This is a genomic window from Arthrobacter sp. B10-11 (genome assembly GCF_033142195.1).
In the GTDB taxonomy this organism is placed as follows: domain Bacteria; phylum Actinomycetota; class Actinomycetes; order Actinomycetales; family Micrococcaceae; genus Arthrobacter; species Arthrobacter oryzae_C.
Map to the genome: position 1 here is coordinate 1,150,240 of NZ_JAWMTH010000001.1, position 19,776 is coordinate 1,170,015.

Here is a 19,776-nt window from a genome sequence, read left to right on the forward strand (position 1 = left end):
GGGGTCTCCGGCGGCTGTCAGCGGAGCGGCTCCGCCGCCCGACGGTGGCGTAACTCCGGGACTGTTGAGCCTCCGTTACGGCGCCCAGGGGCGTTTTCCGGCGTGTTTTTTCTCACGACATGTGCCCTTGCGGGCTGAACTGGAGCGTCAATAGCGTTGCACGGGACCGCGACGCACCAGCGAAGGACTGCCATGCCATCAGCACCCGCCACAACGGACCCGCCCGCCCCGCACCCCGATGCTCCAACGAGTCCCCATCCAGCCGGGCGCGATCCAAAAAGCCTCCGCACGTTCCTGACAACCGGACTCCGCTGGGACCTGCCGGCATCGCTGGTGGTGTTCCTCGTGGCCGTCCCGCTGTCGCTGGGTATCGCGGCCGCTTCCGGCGCCCCGGTCATGGCCGGCCTGATTGCGGCTGCCGTGGGCGGGATCGTCGCCGGCAGCCTGGGTGGTTCACCGCTGCAGGTCAGCGGACCCGCCGCCGGGCTGACGGTCATTGTTGCCGGCCTGATCGACCAGTTCGGCTGGCCGGCCACCTGCGCCATCACGGCGGCCGCCGGTGTTCTCCAGGCGCTGCTCGGGCTCGCCCGGGTAGGCCGCGTTGCGCTGGCTATTGCACCGGTGGTGGTCCATGCCATGCTCGCCGGCATCGGCATCACCATCGTGCTGCAGCAGGTGCACGTCATGCTTGGCGCCGAGTCTGCCAGCGAGGCCTGGGAGAACATCATGGCCATGCCGGGCAGCTTTTTCGCCGCCGACATCGCCGCAGCCGTCCTTGGCGCGGTGGTGATCGCCCTGCTGCTCGCCTGGAAGCACCTTCCCGCGGCTGTACGCCGGGTTCCCGGTCCGCTGGTGGCAGTGATCGCCGCCACCGGCCTGTCCCTGCCCTTCAACGTGGACCGGATCACCTTTGACGGTTCCCTCCTGGCCGCGCTGTCGCTTCCCGAGATGCCGGGCGGGAACTGGACCGCCGTGGTCATTGGCGTGATGACCGTGGCGCTGATTGGCAGCGTTGAATCCCTGCTCTCCGCCGTGGCCGTGGACAAGATGCACCACGGGCCGCGGACGGACTTCAACCGCGAACTCCTGGGCCAGGGCGCCGCCAATGTGACCTCCGGAATGCTGGGGGGCCTGCCCGTCACCGGAGTCATCGTCCGGAGCGCCACCAACCTCGAGGCCGGCGCCCGGACGCGTAAGTCCGCAATACTCCACGGCGTCTGGGTGCTGGTCTTCTCGCTGCTGCTGGCGGGCCTCATCCAGCTGATTCCGCAGGCTGTACTCGCAGGCTTGTTGATTGTGATCGGCTCCCGCCTGGTCCGGGCGGCAGATATCCGGACAGCACGGCGGACCGGGGACCTCACGGTCTACGGCGTCACCCTGTTCTGCGTGGTTTTCGTCAACCTGCTCGCGGGCGTCCTGACCGGCCTGGTCCTGGCCGTTGCCCTGGTGCTCTGGCGTGTGGCGCGGGCCAGCATCCATGCGGAACCGACCGGCACCGGCGACGGGAACCGCTGGCGCGTTGTCATCGACGGGTCCTGCAGTTTCCTCTCGCTTCCGCGGCTGAGTGCAGTATTGGCCTCGGTTCCCGCCGGCGCCTACGTGACGGTGGAGCTGGAAGTGGACTTCCTGGACCACCCCGTCCACGACACCCTGGATGCCTGGCGCAACCGGCACGTGGGCAACGGCGGCACAGTGGTCATTGAGGAAAGCGGCACTGCATCGCTCCACGATGCACAGGCGGGCCCGCCGAGCCGCGGCAGTTCGCGCTCCGCCCTGCGGAGCGGGTTTGCTCCCTGGCGCAGCTGGCAACGGCGGCTCCTTTCCGGGCACGCAGCCCACGGGCCCGACGCTGCAGGGCCGGAAATTCCCGGGCCCTTGCGCTCGGTGCTCACAGGCGTCGACAACTACCACCGCCGCAACGCCCACCTGGTGCGACCGCACGTGGAGGAACTGTCCACGTTCCAGGATCCAGGCACGCTGTTTGTTGCCTGCGCGGACTCCCGCGTGGTTCCGAACCTCATCACCAGCAGCGGCCCCGGCGACCTCTTCACGGTCCGCAACGTGGGCAACGTGGTGGGCGACGACGGCCGCGACGCCTCCATCGAGGCAGCCCTTGAGTTTGCCATCAACGAGCTCTCCGTGGAGTCCATCGTGGTCTGCGGGCATTCCGCCTGTGGCGCCATGACCGCCCTGTGGGCGGATGCGGAAGGCTCCGGCGGGCGCGGTGCCATCGACGTCTGGCTTGACCACGCCCGGCCAAGCCTCGAGGCCCTCCGCGAAGGGCACCCCGTCCAGGCGGCCGCAGCGGAGGCCGGGTACGGCGCCGTCGACCAGCTGGCCATGGTGAACGTTGCCGTCCAGCTGGACAGGCTGCAGCGTCACCCCGGCCTGCGGGAACCGCTCGAGTCAGGACGCGTCCATGTCGCGGGGCTGTTCTATGACATCTCCACGGCACGGGTGCTGCAGGTTACGCCTGACGGCATCAGCCACCCCGACCCCGCCGCAAGCGGCCGCTGAACAGGCGGCGCCTCAGGCGTTGGAGAACCACACGACGTGCGGTTCACGCCGGGCCGCGCGCGGAGCGGGCAACCGCTCCGCGCGAACCGCCTTGTCCACCCGGCCTGATTCTCGGATGGCCGGTTCAACCCGGGCCGGTTCAACCCGGGCAGGTTCAACCCGGGCCGGTTCAACCCGGGCAGGTTCAACCCGGGCAGGTTCAACCGCCGCTACCTTTTCGACCCTGACGATCTCGAGCGCTTCGACGTCCAGCAGCTTGCGCGTCCCGGTCCGCGAGTCCACGATCCAGAACAGGTCCGTTGTGGGAATCGTTTCAGTCACCCGTCCCCGGTGGAACAACCGGCCCTTGTGCCAGGCCTCGATTTCCTCCCCCACCGACAACTCCGAACTTGTCCTGACGATCGTATTGCCGCCTGTATCCACGATGAGCCCCTCCCCTGGTGCTGCTCCTGGGATCAGCATCCCCCGGCAAGATTGCAGCAACGTTTCCGGAGGGTGATTTTCCTGTGTCGCCTTCCCTCGAACCGGTCAGCGCAGCCGTCGCCGGTACCGCTAGGGCAGCACCAGCACACCGTCAACCCGGCGCGGGATGCCCAGCGGGTTGTCTTCCCGCAGGGCGGGATGCAGCACTGTCTCCGGAGCGTCCTGGTAGGCCACGGGGCGCTGGAAGCGCCGTACCGCCGTCGCGCCCACCGACGTGAACAGCGATGTGGTGGCCGGGTACGGCCCGCCGTGCTGCTGGGCCCAGTTCAACGCAACGCCGGTGGGCCAGCTGTCGAACAGCACCCGGCCGGCGAGGCCTGACAGGTACTCCACAAGTTCCGAAATGTCCTCGCCCGGCTGCGCGTGGACGGTGGCGGTCAGGCTGCCGGGCACCAGGGCCAGTGCCGCGCCCAGCTGGTCCGGGCCCGAATATTCAATCAGCAGGGTGGTGGGGCCGAAACACTCCTCCAGCAGTTCCTCCGGTTGTTCCAGCACATCGGCCGCACCCGTCACGAAAACCACCGGCGCAGCACCGTTCGCCGCAGCATCCTGGTCCACCGGGCCGCTGACCACCCGGACGGCGGGCAGCCCCGCCGTCGTCCGCAGTGCAGCCACGGCTTTGAGCCCGTCCGGGTAGGCCTCGGCGATGCGTTCCGTCAGCATGGGTGCCGCGTCCTTGTCCCGGACGGCATCCGCCAGCAGCGCCGGAAAATCGGTGCCGGCCGGGATGAACACCAGCCCCGGCTTGGTGCAGAACTGCCCGGCGCCAAGGGTGAACGACCCCGCCAGCCCGGAAGCCAGCTCACCGGCACGTTCCTGCAGCGCGGCCGCGGTGATGACCACCGGGTTCAGGCTGCCGAGTTCGCCGTAGAACGGAATGGGATCCGGCCGTGATACCGCCAGGTCGAAGAGCGCCCGGCCGCCGGGGATGGAGCCGGTGAAGCCCACGGCCTTGATGGCGGGATCCTGCACCAGCGCAGTGCCGGCCTCCCGGCCGCTGACCAGCGCGAACAGGCCTGCGGGAGCACCGGCTGCGGCCAGGGCGTCCGTCACGATCTCCGCCGTGCGCTCGGAGAGCCCGGGGTGGCCGGAGTGCGCTTTCACAATGACGGAACAACCGACGGCGAGCGCCGACGCCGTGTCCCCGCCCGCCACCGAGAACGCGAACGGGAAGTTCGACGCCGAGAAGACCGCCACCGGGCCGAGCGGCTTCAGCAGCCGCCTCACGTCGGGCCGGGGCGGTGTGGCTGAAGGATCGGCGTGGTCGATGACCGCCTCCAGGTAGGAGCCCTCGGCGATCACCGCCGCGAAGAGGCGCAGCTGTCCGGTGGTGCGGGCCACTTCGCCGGTGAGCCGCGCGGCACCAAGCCGGGTCTCCCCGTCGGCAATGGCCACCAGCTCCGCTGCATTGGCGTCCAGCGCATCGGCGACGGCGTTCAGCCAGGCGGCCCGTTCGACGTCGGACGCTGCTGCCGCGGCGTTGGCCGCCCGGGTGGCTGCAGCCGTCAGGGCGCTGAGTTCGAGGGTTGCTGTTGTCACAGTGAATTCCTGTTCTGGTGATCGGAGGGTGGCCCGGAGAAGTCGAACCCCAGCCCCGGCCTGCCCGCGAGGGTGAGCCGGCTGTTACGGACGTGCACTGGCGACGGCGCGTCGAGCACGCCGAGTAGTTCGAAGGAGGCGTCCTCGACGTCCTCCACCAGGGTGGGTTCGGCCATGGTCAGGGCGAGCTGGCCGGAGAGTTCCGGCAGCAGGTGCGGCATGACCCTGATGCTGTGCGTGCGGGCGAGTTCCACGATGCGGCGGAACGGGGTGATTCCGCCGACGCGGATGATGTTGGGCTGGATGATGTCCACCGCTTCCGCCTCGATGAAATCGCGGAAGCGGTAGATGGTGTGCAGGTTTTCGCCGAGCGCGATGGGCACCGGTGAGTGTTTGCGCAGCCGCCGGTAGGCCCAGAGGTCGTCCGCCCGGAGGGGTTCTTCGAGCCATTCGAGGCCGAACTCCGACAGTACGTCCAGGGCACGGAACGTGGCGGGGAGGTCCCACCGCTGGTTGGCGTCAACCATGAGCTTCCGGTCCGGGCCCAGGACTTTCCGGACAGCCGCCACGCGTTCCGCGTCTTCCCGGATGTCCGGTTTGCCCACTTTGATCTTGACGGCGTTGTGCCCGGCGGCCACCCAGCGTTCCACCTGTGCGATCAGTTCCCCGAGGGAATAGTGCAGGTTCACTCCGGAGCCGTACACTTCCACGGAATCCTGGCGCTGGCCGAGCAGTCCGGTGACGGACGTCTGCGCGCGGCGGGCCTGCAGGTCCCACAGGGCAAGGTCCGCTCCGGCCATGGCGATGGTGGTCAGTCCCCCGCCGCCGGCTTCGTGCAGCCGCTTCCACAGCGCATCCCACACTGTCTCGGGGTGCGCAGGCAGCCCGGTAATGAAGGGCGCGACGTCGAAGTCGAGGAGCGCTTTGACCGCCTGCGGGCCGATGTTGGGGGTCCAGGAGAAACCGTGTCCCGTGCCGCCGTCGTCCGTTCGGATTTCGGTGACGATGACGTGGTTTTCCGGCGCGTCCGCCCCCCAGCTCCGCAGGAGCGGGACCGTGAGGAGGCGGCTGGACAGACCGGCGATGCGCGGCGCTGTCCGGACGGCTGAGGCGACCGGCGCTTCGGCGACTGGCGAGCCCATTAGCGGCCGGCCAGCTCGTAGCCCTTGGCCAGGATGGATTTGAGCTGGACCAGCTGATCCTCGGTGGGGTCAACCAGCGGGGCGCGGACCGGGCCGACCGGGAGGCCGCCCAGGCGCAGCCCGGCCTTGATCAGGGACACGCCGAAGCCCGGGGTCTGGTCGCGGAGCCGGACCAGTGGCGCATAGAAGCCATCGAGCAGGGCGTGCCGGCGGTCCTCGTCGCCGGACATGTAGGCGTCGTAGTAGGCCTTGGCGATCTCCGGAGCCATGGCAAACGCGGCCGAGGAGTACAGCGGGATGCCCAGGCCTCGGTAGGCGCCCTGGGTCAGTTCGGCGGTGAGCAGGCCGTTGAAGAGCAGGAAGTCCTGGCGTCCGCTGGCGTTGATGGCGCTGACGATCTCCTGGGCCAGGCCAACATCGCCCAGCCCGTCCTTGAAGCCGATCACCTTCGGGTTGGCGGCGAGCCGTGCCATGGAAGCGGCGGTGTACTTGGCGTTACCCCGGTGGTAGACGATTACCGGCAGGCTGCTGGCCGCGGCCACCGCCTCGATGTACGCCACCAGGCCGTCGGTGGGTCCGGTCACGAGGTACGGCGGAAGGACCAGGAGGGCGTCGGCACCGGCTTCCTCGGCCACCCGGGCGGCGGCAAGCGCGTGGCCCAGCGGGCCGCCGGCGCCGGCAACCACCGGGACCTGGCCCGCCACGGCCTCGACGGCGGCGGTCACCACGGTGCGCACCTCGTCAATGCTCAGTGCGTGGAATTCGCCGGTGCCGCAGGCCGGGAACACGCCGCCCGGGCCGTGCGGCAGGCGGGAGGTGATGTGTTCCTTGAGGATGTCCACGTCCACGGTCCCTTCCGGTGTGAAGGGTGTGACGGGGAAGAACAGTACGCCGTCGAATTTCATGGGGTCTCCTTTGATCCTGTGCCGGCCGTGACCAGCACGGCGGGGGTCTCGTCATTGAGGGTGGTTTCAGTCTTGAGTTCGGTCCGCCAGCTGCGTTTCGGCTCCCAGCCGAGCAGCTCGCGGGCCTTGGCGATCGAGAATGCCGGGGTAGTGCCGGTGAGCCCGGCGGCAAGCTCGGCGCTGCCGGGCAGGAACTGCGGCATCAATTCGGCCAGCGGTGCGGTGGCCAGCGCATCGGCGGCTCCCACGAAGAAGGTCTGGCCGTTGGGGATGGAGTCCATCCTGGCCAGCAGCAGGTCCAGGAAGTCCGCCACATCGCGTGCATCCACATAGTTGAAGAGGGCCGGCGCGGACAATGCTGGATCGGCCAGCCGTTCGCGGACGGTGTGGCCCTGCTGGGTGGGTGCGCCCGACCATTCCTCCGGCGAGATCACGTAGCAGGGACGGAAGGCCGCGTAGCGGATGGCATCCCCCTGCGCGGCGGCGAACATCTGCACGGTCTGTTCGGCAATGAGCTTGGACAGCGCGTAGGCGTTCCAGGGTTTGGGGGTGGTGCGCTCGTCCACCGGGAAGTCCTCCGGCAGCCAGCCGGCCGGTGAACCGTACCCCAGGACGGTGGGGCTGCTCGCCGTGACGATCTTGCCGATGCGCAGTTCGGTGGCCGCGCTGACGACGGCGTAGGCCAGCCTCGTGTTGGTGCTGAAGATGACGTCTTCCGGCGCACTGAACGGGACGGCGATCGCCGCAAGGTGGACGACGGCGTCGGGCACTGTTTCGCGCAGGAGGCGCACTGCCTCCCCCGGCGCCAGAAGGTCGGCTGTGTGCTGCTCGACGCCGTCGGGCAGCTGGGCTGCGGGGACGGCCTCGCGGTCAACGGAGATGACGTGGTGGCCCGCGGCCGCAAGGCCGGCGACGACGCTGCGGCCCAGCCGGCCGGAGCCGCCGGTGACAAAAATCCTGCTCATGGTGGTTGTTCCTTTAGGTTGACGGACGCCGGGACTGTCGGACGCCTGGATTGTCGGACGCCGGCTAGGCGCCGCGGCGGAGGTCGGCGCCGAGCTCCAGGTCCGCGGTGCTGACCGGGAGCCCGGATTCCAGGGACGCGTTGCCCGCGATGCCCACCGAAACGGAGCGAAGTCCGTCCAGGTAGCCGGAGGGCCGTCCCAGGGGGTCATCGCCGGGGCCGTTGAAGAGATCGGACAGGAGCAGTTCGTCGCCGCCGCCGTGGCCGCCCTCGCCGTTGACGATCGGGACCTCGTAGGCCGCCTCCCAGTGCCGCTGGACCACCAGGCGTTCGCCGTTGCGGCGGACCGCGTCGTCTTCCTCGACGGGCGTTGCCGAGGGGTCCACCACGGTCTTCTTGTCGGTGCTGTGCACCACAGCCGCGCGTTCCACCACTTCGAGTTCCGCCCGGCCTTCGGTGCCGTTGACTGCCACGCGGTAGCCTTCCCACGGGCTGTGGGCATTGAGCGAATAGCTCAGGCGCGGACCGCCGTAATACTCCACCACGAGTGCCAGGTTGTCCTCGATGGTGATGCCGGCCGTGAACACATCCTGGTCGCGGCGGTAGCCGTCGAAGTGCTCGTTGTCGAGGAAGAGTGCCTTGAGCCGCTCGTCTTCGCGCAGGTCCAGTGCGAAGGGATCCCTCGCGGCTGTGCCGGTTCCGGCGTCGGGCGTTCCCCGCTCCGGGCGGGGGCCGAGGCCGCGTTCGGCGGCGTTCCTGTCCCCGTAGAACTTCAGTCCGCCGGACGCGAAGACCCGCTCGGGGACGTCGTTGATCCACCAGTTGACCAGGTCGAAGTGGTGGGATGCCTTGTGGATCAGCAGGCCGCCGGAGTTCTTCTTTTCGCGGTGCCAGCGGCGGAAGTAGTCGGCTCCGTGGACGGTGTCCAGGACCCAGCTGAAATCGATCGAGGTGACCTTGCCGATCACGCCGCTCTGGATGATTTCCTTCAGGGCGCTGTTGCGCGGCGAGTAGCGGTAGTTGAAGGTGACCACCACGTTCCGGCCCGTTTCCGCGACGGCCCTGGTGATCCGGCGGCAGCCCTCGGCGTCGATGGTGAGCGGCTTTTCGACGACGACGTCCGCTCCGGCCTCCAGCCCTTCCACGATGTAGTCGGCGTGCGTGTAGTCGGGGGTGGTCACCACCACCCGGTCAATGTCGTTGTCCCGGATGAACGCGGTGAGGTCGGCGGGATCGAAGGACGCAACGGGGCCGGCAGCGCCGAGTTCCTGGATGAGCTTCTGGTAGAACTCCACCCGGCCGGGGTTGACGTCGGAGAAGGCCACCAGTTCGGCGGTGTCCGAGTGCTTGCCCAGAATGGCCCGAATATACATTTCGGAACGGCCGCCCGTGCCGATCAGGACGATCCGCGCCTTGCGGACAGGGCTGGCGGAGCGGACAGGGCTGGCGGCTGCGACGGCGGCTGTGTCGTCGGCTGCGACGGCGGCTGCGACGGCGGCTGTGTCGTCGGCTGCGACGGCGGCTGTGGCGTCGGCTGCGAAGGCGCTGCCCGGAGTGACGGTGTTGGCTGTGTTGCCCATTGCGGTGTAACCCTTTCGAAGGCAGGAACGCTGGCCGCTTGACGGCCGGTAGTGGTGCGGTGAGAATTGTGAGAAAGCGTTTTCTCGGAGCGTTATAAGCTTTGTATCAAGACTCTGGCGGTCACGTCAACCATCGGAGAAGCCCGGAAAGGGGCCACATGGGCAGGAGAGCCACCACCAGGCGAATCGGCATTGCCGATGTCGCCCTCAAGGCCGGCGTTTCGCATGCGACTGTTTCGCGTGTCATGAACGGCAACTTCACGGTCGACCCCGCTATCGCCGCCAGGGTCCGGGCTGCAGCCACGGAGTTGAATTACCAGCCGAACCCGGTGGGCCGCAGCCTGGCACTGGGCAAGACGGACACCATCGGGATTGTGGTGCCGGACCTCTCCAACCCCACATTCCAGGCCATCCTCCGCGGCCTCAGCATGGCGGCCGCCCAGGATGGCTACCGCGTCCTGATCGCCGATTCCTCCGAAGTGTCCAGCGAGGAAGCCATCCTTGCCGGCGAGGCACGCCGCCGCTGCGACGGCCTGGTGCTGTGCGCGCCGCGCATGGCCGACGCCGAACTGGAGGAGCTGGCGCCGTCGCTCCAACCCATGGTGCTGATCAACCGCACCACCGTGGACACGCATACGCCCAGCCTCATGGTGGATTACGGCCAGGGCATCCGGGAACTGGCGGAGCACCTCGTGGGCCTGGGCCACACCCGGCTCGCGTTCCTGGCCGGCCCGGTCCGCAGCGCATCGAACGGCCTGCGCCTCGCCGGGCTGGAAAAGTTCACCAGGGCCCACCCGGGGATCGAGCTGCAAATGCTCGACGGCGGCTCCACCTTCGAGGCGGGGCACCAGTCAGTGGATGCGGTCCTTGGCAGCGGGGCCACGGGCATCCTGGCCTTCAACGACCTCGTGGCCATGGGCTTGCTGAGCGGGCTCCATGAGCGCGGCGTCAGTGTCCCAGAGGACATCTCCGTGACCGGCTTCGACGATATTCCCTTTGCCCGCTACACCACCCCTACGCTCACCACGGCGGCGGTTCCGATCACCGAACTGGGCCAGCAGGCGTGGCACCGGATGCGGGACCAAATCCGCAACGTGCCCTCCGACGCAACAGCCGAAGGACCTACGGTGTTCCAGCCGCGGCTCGAAGCCCGCGGCAGCACGGGACCGGCAAAGCCCTAACCCCTCCTTGGGAGAGTTTTTGTCCAGATAATGGCACTTGGAACCCCTTTTGGAGCCATTATCTGGACAAAAACTCTCCGCCGGGTCAGCCGGGGGCGCCGGCTGCGGGCGGAGCGAGCAGGACGTCGACGAGCTGGGTCAGCCCGTCGGCCATGTCCACGCTCTTGTCATAGAGCCACTGCAACTGCAGGCCGTCGAAGGCAGCCACCACCAGCCGGGCCAGCATCGTGGCGGATACGTCCGTGCGCACTTCGCCGGCGCCCTGCCGCCGGCCGATGTCCTCGGCCAGCTCCGCCACCACCTGGGCGTAGCGTTCCTGGAAATAGGGGTGGGAATCGTGCCCGGGATCATTTGCCGTCGCTGAAGCCACGGCATAGAGCGTGGTGAGTCCGGGCTCTTTGCGGTTACGCTCGGCGATCGGCGCCAACAGCCGAAGGCCAACATCCTCCTGGTCACTGTCGGCGAGGCCGCGCCGGTCCCGCTCCGCCAGGACCGCCGTCAGCAGCTCCTGCTTGCCCCGGAAGTAGTGGAACAGGGTGGCTTCCTTGACCCCCACCAGCTCGGCTACGCGCTTGAGCGCCGTCCCCTCGAAGCCCTCCGTGGCAAAGACATCGGTGGCCGTCTGGATGATCTGTTCGCGGCGTTCCGCTCCCTTGGCGTATTGGCCGCGTGGCTTCGACGTTGACATTGAGTCAGTGTATTTCACTTTTTTCTGCAAAAATCTAGTCAGACTCGGTTTTTATCGCTACCATCATTGTCAGGACCCAACGGAGGGTCACTTTTCGTCAGGAGGCAATGTGGCCGTCAAGACCATTTCCCAGGATTCCGCTGCTTCTCCGGCCAGCGGAACGCCACTCATCAACACCACAACCAGCACCACCCCTTCACCCTCGGCGCCCGCCAAGGCATCCCGCGCCTACGTCATCGGCATGCCGATCGCCAGCGCAGGCCTCTGGATGGCCGTGCTCGCACCCGCCCTGGTCGTACTGGCCATCAAGGTTTCCGAAATCACGACGCCGGACACCCGGGCCGGCGCACTGAGCCTCGTTGCGGGCGTCGGCGCCCTGGTGGCCCTGCTCGCAAACCCGCTCTTCGGCCGGCTCAGCGACCGCACCACGTCACGGTTCGGAATGCGCAAGCCCTGGATCGTGGGCGGTTCCCTCGTGGGGCTCGCGTCCCTGTTCCTGCTGGGATCCGCCGCGGATGTAGCCGCCGTGCTGGTTGCCTGGGTCATTGCCCAGCTCGGGTTCAATGCCGCCCTTGCGGCCCTGGTGGCAACACTTCCGGACCAGGCCGCACCGGCTGAGCGCGGGCGCCTGTCCGGCCTGATCGGCATGACCCTTCCCATCGGCCTGGTCGCTGCAGCCTTCTTCGCGCAGCTCTTCGATAACGCGCTGCAGATGGCCGTCGTGCCCGGTGTCGTGGGCACCGCTGTGGCCATCGCGTTCGCCTTCACCTTCAAGGACCGGGTGCTGACGGAAAAGCCCGCCCCGCTGAACCTGAAGGAAATCCTGGGTTCGTTCTACTTCAACCCGCGCATCCACCCGGGGCTGGGCTGGGCCTGGCTCACCAAGTTCATGGTCTACATCGGCTACTGCGCCGGGCTCCTCTACCTGCCGTACTTCTTCACGGACCACCTGCACGTCGCCGAAACCGAGGTCACCAGCCTGGTGTTCCAGGCAACGCTCGTCAGTGCCGCAGGCACCGTGGCCACCAGCCTTCTCGGCGGCTGGATCAGCGACCGCATCGGCAAGCGCAAGGGCATGGTGATCCTCTCTGCCCTGATCATGATGGCGGGCCTGGTCGTCATCGCCACCAGCTCCACCACCGGCCAGGTCCTGGCGGGCCAGGCGATCGCCGGACTGGGGCTGGGCTGCTTCAGCGCTGTGGACGTCGCCCTCATCGCCGACCTCCTGCCTGGCACGCAGACTGATAACGCCAAGACTTTCGGCGTCTTCAACATCGCCCAGGCCCTCCCGCAGTCGCTGGTCCCCGCCGTCGCCTTCCCGGTGATCACCTTCGGCGGCTACCCCACACTTTTCCTCGGCGGCGCAGCCGTCGGCATCGTCGGAGCCATCCTCGTCACCCGCATCAAAGGAGTCAAATAAATGAATCCCGCCCTGTCGCCCGCCGTCCTGGCCCCGGCTTCGGCCAACCCGGATGCCGAGGCACGGATCCGCGAACTCGCGAACAGCCTGACCCTCGAGCAGCAGGTCCAGCTGCTGACCGGCGCGGACGTCTGGGCCACCCACGCCATCCCCGAGATCGGGCTGAGCCGCGTGGTGATGTCGGACGGGCCGTCCGGCGTCCGCGGCGAAGACTTCGATGAGCGTCACGACTCCGTCTCCCTGCCGTCGTCGTCCGCCCTGTCCGCCACCTGGAGCGTGGAAACGGCGCGCCGCTACGGCCAGGTGCTGGGCCAGGAGGCGCGGCGCAAGGGCGTGCACGCCGTCCTCGGCCCCACGATCAACCTGCACCGTTCCCCGCTGGGCGGCCGCCACTTCGAATGCATGAGCGAGGATCCGCGGCTCACTGCAACCATGGCCGCCGGGTACGTTGCCGGCGTGCAGTCCATGGGCGTCGGCGCCACCCCCAAGCACTACCTGGCCAACGAGGCCGAAACGGACCGGTTCACGGCGGACTCGGTGGTGGACGAACGTCCGCTGCGCGAGCTCTACCTGGCCGCCTTCGAGGACGCCATCACGGAGGCCCGCGCCTGGCTGGTGATGAGCTCCTACAACTCCATCAACGGCACCACAGCGAGCGAAAACAAGCTCCTCGAAACCCCGCTGTCCACGGAATGGGGTTTCGACGGCGTCGTGGTCTCTGACTGGACCGGCGTCCGGTCCGTGGATGCGGCCAACGCGCACCAGGACCTGGAAATGCCCGGACCGGTGGGCCACTGGGGACCCAAGCTGCTGGCCGCCGTCGAGGACGGGCGGGTCAGCCGGGCCGCCATCCTGGAAAAGGTGACCCGCATCCTGCGGCTGGCCGCCCGCGTCGGTTCGCTCGAGGGGTTCACGCCCGCCGTAACGGAGCTTCCCGCGCAGCTGAACGGTGCCGCCGTCGCCCGTGAAGTGGCTGTGCGCGGCGCGGTGCTGGTCCGCAACGAGGGCGGCATCCTGCCGCTGGACGCCTCGAAGCTCGGCAGCGTGGCGGTGATCGGCCACAACGCCGAGGAGGCACGCACCCAGGGCGGCGGCAGCGCCACGGTGATGCCGAAGTACACTGTCTCGCCGCTGCAGGGACTGCGGAGGGCATTGCCCGGCGACGTCAAGGTCACCTATGTCCGGGGCGCCAAGGTGGCAGAGGGCCTCCAGCCCTTCCCCCGCACCTCGCTGCGCAACCCGGTCTCCGGCGTCCCGGGAATCCGCGTCACGTTCCTTGCCGCGGACGGCACGGAGATCTCCGGCGAGGACCGCCTGGCAACGCACCTGATCTGGTTCGGCATTGGAATTCCCGACGGCGCTGCCTCCATTCGCATGGAAGCGGACTGGACCGCCGAAACGGCTGGTATCCACCACCTCGGCGTCGGGACGGTGGGGCAGATCAGGCTCACGCTTGACGGCGCCGACGTGTTCAACAGCGAACTGGAGGACGATACGGACGTCCTCGGCGCAGCCCTGTTCGATCCGCCCAAGACCGTCCACGCCATCGAGACCACAGCCGGCCAGAGCGTGCGGATCGAGGCCGAATACCAGCTGCCGAAGGAACAGGTCATCCCGTTCACCGCCATCCTGCTCGGTGAAGAGACCGTAGAGGCCGATCCGCAGGCCGAGATCGACGCCGCCGTGGAAGCCGCCCGGACCGCCGACGTGGCAGTCGTGGTGGTGGGCACCAATGCGGCCATCGAGTCCGAAGGCTTCGACCGCAAGGACCTGGACCTTCCCGGCCGGCAGAACCAGCTGGTCGAGGCCGTGGCCGCAGTGAACCCGCGCACGGTGGTGGTGGTCAACTCCGGTTCGCCCGTGCTCATGCCGTGGCTGGACAAGGTGGGCGCAGTCCTGCTGGGCTGGTTCGGCGGCCAGGAATTCGGCACCGCCATCGCCGACATCCTGCTGGGCGCCGAGGAGCCCGGCGGACGCCTGCCCACCACGTGGCCGGCAGCCCTGGAGGATGTCCCCGTCCTGAACACCACCCCCGTTGACGGCAAGGTGGTCTACTCCGAGGGAATCCACATCGGCTACCGGGCGTGGCTCAAGCAGGAAGCTGCCGGCGGGGCCGCCCCGGCCCTCCCGTTCGGCTTCGGCCTGGGCTACACCACGTTCGAGCTGGGCACCGCCCACGCTCCCCGGTCGGTGCCGGCCGGGCAGGACGTCGTGGTGCACGTTCCGGTCCGGAACACCGGCACGCGCACGGGCCGCGAAGTGGTCCAGGTGTACCTCGACCGTGCCGACAGCGCGGTGGAGCGCCCGGTCCGCTGGCTCGCCGGCTACGCCGGAACGCACCTGGCGCCGGGCGGAACGGACAGCGTCGAAGTGCGCATTCCGGCGAAGGCGTTCGGGCATTACGACGGCGGCTGGAAGTTTGAGCAGGGCACCTTCCGCCTGCTGGTGGGCCGGCACGCGGCCGACGACTTCCAGGCGCTGGAGATCGAACTGCGCTAGTCACCTCACTTCCACCCCTCCCTTCCGAGTTTTTGTCCAGATAACGCGAGATAAACGCACCTTTCGGCCCGTTATCTGGACAAAAACTCCAGGGCTACTGCCGGGCTGGGTCCGAATCCATCGGGCCCAGCCCGGCTTCTTTGTAGTACCCCTCGATGTGGGCTGCCACGAGCTCGGCCGCCCTGCCGCCGTCGTGCTTGTTGATGGCCGCGAGGATGTCGCGGTGTTCGGCGCGGAGCCGGGCGGCTGTGGAGTCCCAGTCAGGAAGGTTTGCCGTGAGTTTGCCGGCGTAGCTTTGGATCGCCTCGCGCAGGGAGCCCATCATGGCACTGACCACGGCGTTCCCCGCGGCTTCGGCGAGGGCGAGGTGGAAGCGGACGTCGAGGGCAAGGAATTCGTCGGTGTCCGGGCACGCCTCCATCTTTTCCAGAAGCGCGGCGGCCTCTGCCAGGGCCGGGGAATCCGTACGGGCGCGGGCAACGGCCCAGGATTCGAGCAGGACGCGGGTCTGCACAATGTCCGCAACCGGCAGGTGCGAGGTGGCCACATGGAGGCGCAGCGCCGAGCCGAGGGCAGCCGTCGGATCGGCAATGACCACGGTGCCCGCCTCGGGACCGGAGCCCACCCCGGCGCGCACGACACCCATGGCCTCCAGGACCCGGATCGCTTCACGGACCGAGGTGCGCGAAACCTGCAGCTGTTCAGCCAGTGTGCGCTCCGCCGGCAGCCGGCCGCCCAGGGCCAGCTGGCCGCTGGAGAGCTGGTTCTCGATCCACTGCAGGACCAATTGATGGGTTCGCATGGGCCAATGGTACTTGATGTGGTTGGACCACATCCCTTAGAGTGTGGTTAGACCACACCCCGGGGCAGTCAGCCAGACTGTCCGGAGCCATTCCAGACCTACGCCGCGGAGGCCGCAATGACGCACACCATCCAGCCCAGCAACCCCGAGGCCACCCCGGCACCGGACGCAACGGACGTACCGGCTACTGCCGGCAGCGTGCCCGCCGGCACCGCGCCCGCGAACACCACGCTGACGGGCGCGGTGAACCGTGCCGCAGCCGCGGTCCCGGCCGCGCTCAAGCGCCGTGTGCCGAAATACTCGGACCTGGCTCCCCTGATGCAGTTCAAGAAGCCCGAGTTCAGCCGCGCCGCGAAACTCCAGCGCGCCAGCACCATCTGGGAACTGCGGGACATGGCCAAGCGCCGCACCCCGCAAGCGCCGTTCGACTACACCGACGGAGCCGCCGAAGCCGAAATTACGCTGCGCCGTGCCCGCGAGGCCTTTCTGGACATCGAGTTCCGTCCAGGCATCCTCCGGAACGTCTCCAGCATCGACCTGAGCACTGACATCCTGGGCAAGCCGTCCCGCCTGCCGGTCGGCATCGCCCCCACCGGCTTCACCCGGATGATGCAGTCCGAAGGCGAATACGCCGGCTCGCAGGCGGCGGAAGCGGCCGGCATTCCCTACACGCTGTCCACCATGGGCACGGCATCCATCGAGGACGTCGCCGAGGCCGCACCGAACGGCCGGAACTGGTTCCAGCTGTACCTGTGGACGGACCGCGACCGTTCCCTCGAACTCATCGAACGCGCGGCCAAGGCCGGGAACGACACCCTGATGGTCACGGTGGACACCGCCGTCGCCGGTGCCCGCCTCCGCGACGTCCGCAACGGCATGACCATCCCGCCGGCGCTGACGCTGAAGACGGTGCTGGACGCGTCCTACCGCCCGGCGTGGTGGTTCAACTTTCTTACCCACGAGCCGCTGACGTTCGCGTCGCTGTCCCGCTACACCGGCACGGTGGCGGACCTGATCAACTCCATGTTCGACCCCACGCTGACCTTCGAGGACCTGGACTGGCTGCGCGAAACCTGGAAGGGCAAGCTGGTGGTCAAGGGCATCCAGACTGTCGACGACGCCCGCAAGGTTGTGGACCACGGCGCCGACGGCGTGGTGCTCTCCAACCACGGCGGACGCCAGTTGGACCGTGCCCCCATCCCGTTCCACCTGCTACCCGGCGTCAAGGAAGCTTTCACCAAGGACAACTCGGACGCCGCGATCACGCTTGACACCGGCATCATGAGCGGTGCGGACATCATTGCCGCGCTGGCACTGGGAGCCGATTTCACGCTGATCGGCCGCGCCTACCTGTACGGACTCATGGCCGGCGGGCGGGCGGGCGTGGACCGTGCCATCCAGATCCTGGAGAAGGACATGACGCGCACCATGGCGCTGTTGGGCGTCAGCAAGCTGTCCGAGCTGACCCCGGACCACGTGCGGATCCTCGGCAAGTAGGGCAGGTCCGGCTTAGGAACGCCCGCCCAACTGACTCGCAGTTAATGCTCCCAGAACGGGTTTTGACGACATTAACTGCGGGTCAGTTGGGTTTGGGGGCTACTTCTTGCGGCCGAACTTCGGCAGGTTCGCAATGAGGTCGGCGGCTTTGGTTGCGGCCCGGCCCACGGTGCGGCCGATCTGCTGCGGGACCGTGTCATCCCCGGCCGTGGCCACCGGGATCGCGACGGCCGGGCTCAGCTGCCCGCCTTCCGAGGCGCCGGACACCGCCGCGGCGGCCGGGCGGGCTGTGCCGGCAGCAGCCGGCACCGGTGACGGCGCCGCCGTTTCCCCCGCCGGCTGCGTTTTTTCCTCCAGGATCTGCGCCGCCGGTGAGCTGGCGACGGCGGCCCGCGGCCCGACGTCGAACGTCTCCAGCCAGCTGGCGACGCCGGCCAGCGGCTTGGGGTTCAGTGCGTAGTAGCGCTTCTGGCCCTGGGCGCGCATGCTGACGAGGTCGGCCTCGCGCAGCACCTTCAAATGTTTGGAAATGGTGGGCTGGCTGGCGTCCAGTTCCTCAACCAGCTCCCCCACCGCTTTGTCCCCCGAGCGGAGGGATACCAGAATGTCACGCCGGGTTGCCTCAGCAATGACGGCAAATACGTCGTCTGTCACCATGAGATCCACCCTAGCGACATATACGCCGGATGGCATCCACTATTTCGCCCCGCTCCCTGAGGCCATTGCCCCGTCAGTGCCCCGGTGCTACAACGGACTCACGGTTGCCCCGGGCTTTCCGGCTGCGGCCGCTCAAACATGAGGGGTGGGTGGCCATGGATTTCCTGCGCCAGCAGCTGTTCAACATCATCGCTTTTGTGTTTTTAGGCCTGTTTGTGGCGGTCTGGGGATCCGTGCTTTTGCGCGTCGGGTTCTGGGTGCCCGACGGCAGGACAGTCGCGCCGCCCCTCAACGGCGCCCTGGTAACCGCGGCGGGCGTACTGGCCACGTCCCTGAGCTCCCTGACCGCATCGGCCTTGGGGTTCACCATTGCCGAAGTCCGCCGCGACGAGGAAGCCCGCCGCGACCTGGAACCCGGCCAGGCCGGCGCCACCGCTGCATTCAACCCGGCCGAGGTCACGGCCCGGCTGTCCGGGCGGATCGTGGCCGCAGTGGTGGTTTACCTGGCAGTGGGGCTGCTGGTCCTGCTGCTCTGGCTGATCAAGGGAACCGCGTCAACGGACCTCATCGGCGCCTTTGCGCTGTCCCTGCTGGGCTGGCTGATCGGCGCCGCCGGGGTGGTCTTCCAGACGGAGAAGCCGCTCCGCTGAATGCCCGGCTTTAGTCGAACCGGGGACCTAGTCGAACCAGGGATCCAGTCCGTACAGGGGAAACACTTCCTTGCGGGTGGCCATCACAGTGCGGTCCACCTCGTCGTTGGGATCGAAGCCCACCTCCCACGAGCGCCACCATACGTCCACGTCGTCGCCCATGAACTCCGGCGCCGACACCCCGTAGATAGCCCCGTACTTGTCCTGGACGTACTGGCGCCAATCCTCGGGGACCGCTGTGCGAAGCGGGACTGGCCTGCCGGCCGCGATGGCAATCAGGTGACTCCAGGAGCGCGGCACCACGCTGATCACGTTGTAGCCCCCGCCGCCGGTGGCAATCCACCTGTCCCCGCAGTAGCGCGCAGCCAGATTCCCGACGGCGGTGGCCGCCTCGCGCTGGCCGTCCACGCTGATGTTGAGGTGTGTCAGGGGATCCAGCCGGTGCGAGTCGCAGCCGTGCTGGCTCACAATTACCTCGGGTTCGAAGGCGCCGATTAGTTGCGGCACCACGGCGTGGAACGCCCTCAGCCAGCCGGCGTCGCCCGTCCCTGCCGGCAGCGCCACGTTGACCGCGCTGCCCTGGGCATTCGGGCCGCCGATCTCGTTGGCGAAACCCGTCCCGGGGAACAGCGTCAGGCCGGTCTCGTGCAGGGAAATAGTGAGGACGCGTGGATCATCCCAGAAAATGCTCTGCGTCCCGTCGCCGTGGTGGGCGTCAACGTCGATATATGCCACACGCTGCACACCGCCGTCGAGCAGTTTCTGGATGGCCAGGGCGGCGTCGTTGTAAATACAGAAGCCGCTGGCCCGTTCCCGTGCCGCGTGATGCATGCCGCCGCCGAAATTGACCGCCCGGACGGCACTGCCGTCCAGGATCGCGCCGGCTGCCATCAACGAACCGCCGGCCAGCCTCGCACTGGCCTCGTGCATGCCGGCAAAGGCGGGGTCGTCCTCAGTGCCCAGGCCCCGTTCAAGGTCAGGGACGTCCGGGTTAGAGCTGACGCGCCGGACTGCCGCCACGAATTCGGGGCTATGGACAGTGGACAGTTCATCATCACTGGCCACCTCCGGGGCGGCCACGGTAACGTGCCCCAGGTCCAACAGGCCCAGGCTGCGGGCCAGGCGGGCGGTTAGTTCCATACGTTCCGGCGCCATCGGGTGCCCGTGGCCGAAGTTGTAGGCGGTCATGGCCATGTCCCACACCACCATCGTTGGCAGTGCGGGCTGAGCGAGTCCGGGCAGGAATGTCATC

At 68.1% G+C, this 19,776-nt stretch carries 16 protein-coding genes; 6 read left to right on the forward strand and 10 right to left on the reverse strand.

From position 1 onward, the window contains the following. Positions 1-192 precede the first annotated feature (192 nt). Positions 193-2,517 carry a bifunctional SulP family inorganic anion transporter/carbonic anhydrase gene (locus RW112_RS05380; RefSeq protein ID WP_317780736.1) on the forward strand — a complete coding sequence of 775 codons (2,325 nt, stop codon included), beginning with the start codon at positions 193-195 and terminating at the stop codon, positions 2,515-2,517. A gap of 12 nt (positions 2,518-2,529) precedes the next feature. Here RW112_RS05380 and RW112_RS05385 read toward each other — a convergent pair whose 3' ends face one another. The 6 genes from RW112_RS05385 to RW112_RS05410 form a co-directional block, all read right to left on the reverse strand. Beyond that, the gene (locus RW112_RS05385; protein WP_317780737.1) at positions 2,530-2,979 is read right to left on the reverse strand and encodes a hypothetical protein; all 450 of its coding nucleotides are present in this window, start codon (positions 2,977-2,979) and stop codon (positions 2,530-2,532) included. Positions 2,980-3,069: 90 nt separating this feature from the next. After that, complete coding sequence (locus RW112_RS05390) at positions 3,070-4,539, reverse strand: aldehyde dehydrogenase (NADP(+)) (protein WP_317780738.1); 1,470 nt, start codon at positions 4,537-4,539, stop codon at positions 3,070-3,072. After that, positions 4,536-5,681 (reverse strand): mandelate racemase/muconate lactonizing enzyme family protein, encoded by a 1,146-nt coding sequence (locus RW112_RS05395; protein WP_317780739.1) that lies wholly within the window; start codon positions 5,679-5,681, stop codon positions 4,536-4,538. The genes RW112_RS05390 and RW112_RS05395 overlap by 4 nt, the downstream gene beginning before the upstream one ends. Further along, entirely contained in the window at positions 5,681-6,586 is a 906-nt protein-coding gene (locus tag RW112_RS05400; protein WP_317780740.1) for a 5-dehydro-4-deoxyglucarate dehydratase, read from the reverse strand. The genes RW112_RS05395 and RW112_RS05400 overlap by 1 nt, the downstream gene beginning before the upstream one ends. After that, positions 6,583-7,551 (reverse strand): NAD(P)-dependent oxidoreductase, encoded by a 969-nt coding sequence (locus RW112_RS05405; protein WP_317780742.1) that lies wholly within the window; start codon positions 7,549-7,551, stop codon positions 6,583-6,585. The genes RW112_RS05400 and RW112_RS05405 overlap by 4 nt, the downstream gene beginning before the upstream one ends. 64 nt (positions 7,552-7,615) lie before the next feature. Next, positions 7,616-9,130 (reverse strand): Gfo/Idh/MocA family oxidoreductase, encoded by a 1,515-nt coding sequence (locus tag RW112_RS05410; RefSeq protein ID WP_317780743.1) that lies wholly within the window; start codon positions 9,128-9,130, stop codon positions 7,616-7,618. Between the two features lie 158 nt (positions 9,131-9,288). Here RW112_RS05410 and RW112_RS05415 point away from each other — a divergent pair, with 158 nt between their 5' ends. Next, positions 9,289-10,311 carry a LacI family DNA-binding transcriptional regulator gene (locus RW112_RS05415; protein WP_317780744.1) on the forward strand — a complete coding sequence of 341 codons (1,023 nt, stop codon included), beginning with the start codon at positions 9,289-9,291 and terminating at the stop codon, positions 10,309-10,311. Positions 10,312-10,396: 85 nt separating this feature from the next. Here the strand turns inward: RW112_RS05415 and RW112_RS05420 are convergent, their stop codons facing one another. Continuing rightward, complete coding sequence (locus RW112_RS05420) at positions 10,397-10,999, reverse strand: TetR/AcrR family transcriptional regulator (protein ID WP_317780745.1); 603 nt, start codon at positions 10,997-10,999, stop codon at positions 10,397-10,399. Positions 11,000-11,108: 109 nt separating this feature from the next. On the opposite strand from RW112_RS05420, the gene RW112_RS05425 reads away from it, so the two are divergent. Both RW112_RS05425 and RW112_RS05430 read left to right on the forward strand, forming a co-directional pair. After that, positions 11,109-12,419 (forward strand): MFS transporter, encoded by a 1,311-nt coding sequence (locus RW112_RS05425; protein WP_317780746.1) that lies wholly within the window; start codon positions 11,109-11,111, stop codon positions 12,417-12,419. Next, positions 12,420-14,918, forward strand: a complete 2,499-nt coding sequence (locus RW112_RS05430) for a beta-glucosidase family protein (RefSeq protein WP_317780747.1) — start codon at positions 12,420-12,422, stop codon at positions 14,916-14,918. It begins immediately after the preceding gene. 94 nt (positions 14,919-15,012) lie between these two features. Here RW112_RS05430 and RW112_RS05435 read toward each other — a convergent pair whose 3' ends face one another. Next, complete coding sequence (locus RW112_RS05435) at positions 15,013-15,720, reverse strand: FadR/GntR family transcriptional regulator (protein WP_317780748.1); 708 nt, start codon at positions 15,718-15,720, stop codon at positions 15,013-15,015. Positions 15,721-15,837: 117 nt separating this feature from the next. On the opposite strand from RW112_RS05435, the gene RW112_RS05440 reads away from it, so the two are divergent. Beyond that, complete coding sequence (locus RW112_RS05440; protein ID WP_317780749.1) at positions 15,838-17,217, forward strand: alpha-hydroxy acid oxidase; 1,380 nt, start codon at positions 15,838-15,840, stop codon at positions 17,215-17,217. Between the two features lie 99 nt (positions 17,218-17,316). Here the strand turns inward: RW112_RS05440 and RW112_RS05445 are convergent, their stop codons facing one another. Continuing rightward, on the reverse strand, positions 17,317-17,874 hold the full coding sequence (locus tag RW112_RS05445) for a metalloregulator ArsR/SmtB family transcription factor (RefSeq protein ID WP_317780750.1): 558 nt from the start codon (positions 17,872-17,874) through the stop codon (positions 17,317-17,319). Between the two features lie 155 nt (positions 17,875-18,029). On the opposite strand from RW112_RS05445, the gene RW112_RS05450 reads away from it, so the two are divergent. Beyond that, entirely contained in the window at positions 18,030-18,524 is a 495-nt protein-coding gene (locus tag RW112_RS05450; RefSeq protein ID WP_317780751.1) for a hypothetical protein, read from the forward strand. A gap of 27 nt (positions 18,525-18,551) precedes the next feature. Here RW112_RS05450 and RW112_RS05455 read toward each other — a convergent pair whose 3' ends face one another. Further along, the gene (locus tag RW112_RS05455; RefSeq protein WP_317780752.1) at positions 18,552-19,775 is read right to left on the reverse strand and encodes an acetoin utilization protein AcuC; all 1,224 of its coding nucleotides are present in this window, start codon (positions 19,773-19,775) and stop codon (positions 18,552-18,554) included. Between the last annotated feature and the right edge of the window lies 1 nt (position 19,776).

What these genes read in the sequence shown, in the direction of transcription:
- RW112_RS05380 (WP_317780736.1), top strand. Translation starts at nt 193, where the DNA reads ATGCCATCAGCACCCGCCACAACGGACCCGCCCGCCCCGCACCCCGAT.
- RW112_RS05385 (WP_317780737.1), bottom strand. Translation starts at nt 2,979, where the DNA reads ATGCTGATCCCAGGAGCAGCACCAGGGGAGGGGCTCATCGTGGATACA.
- RW112_RS05395 (WP_317780739.1), bottom strand. Translation starts at nt 5,681, where the DNA reads ATGGGCTCGCCAGTCGCCGAAGCGCCGGTCGCCTCAGCCGTCCGGACA.
- RW112_RS05400 (WP_317780740.1), bottom strand. Translation starts at nt 6,586, where the DNA reads ATGAAATTCGACGGCGTACTGTTCTTCCCCGTCACACCCTTCACACCG.
- RW112_RS05405 (WP_317780742.1), bottom strand. Translation starts at nt 7,551, where the DNA reads ATGAGCAGGATTTTTGTCACCGGCGGCTCCGGCCGGCTGGGCCGCAGC.
- RW112_RS05410 (WP_317780743.1), bottom strand. Translation starts at nt 9,130, where the DNA reads ATGGGCAACACAGCCAACACCGTCACTCCGGGCAGCGCCTTCGCAGCC.
- RW112_RS05415 (WP_317780744.1), top strand. Translation starts at nt 9,289, where the DNA reads ATGGGCAGGAGAGCCACCACCAGGCGAATCGGCATTGCCGATGTCGCC.
- RW112_RS05420 (WP_317780745.1), bottom strand. Translation starts at nt 10,999, where the DNA reads ATGTCAACGTCGAAGCCACGCGGCCAATACGCCAAGGGAGCGGAACGC.
- RW112_RS05430 (WP_317780747.1), top strand. Translation starts at nt 12,420, where the DNA reads ATGAATCCCGCCCTGTCGCCCGCCGTCCTGGCCCCGGCTTCGGCCAAC.
- RW112_RS05435 (WP_317780748.1), bottom strand. Translation starts at nt 15,720, where the DNA reads ATGCGAACCCATCAATTGGTCCTGCAGTGGATCGAGAACCAGCTCTCC.
- RW112_RS05440 (WP_317780749.1), top strand. Translation starts at nt 15,838, where the DNA reads ATGACGCACACCATCCAGCCCAGCAACCCCGAGGCCACCCCGGCACCG.
- RW112_RS05445 (WP_317780750.1), bottom strand. Translation starts at nt 17,874, where the DNA reads ATGGTGACAGACGACGTATTTGCCGTCATTGCTGAGGCAACCCGGCGT.
- RW112_RS05450 (WP_317780751.1), top strand. Translation starts at nt 18,030, where the DNA reads ATGGATTTCCTGCGCCAGCAGCTGTTCAACATCATCGCTTTTGTGTTT.
- RW112_RS05455 (WP_317780752.1), bottom strand. Translation starts at nt 19,775, where the DNA reads ATGACATTCCTGCCCGGACTCGCTCAGCCCGCACTGCCAACGATGGTG.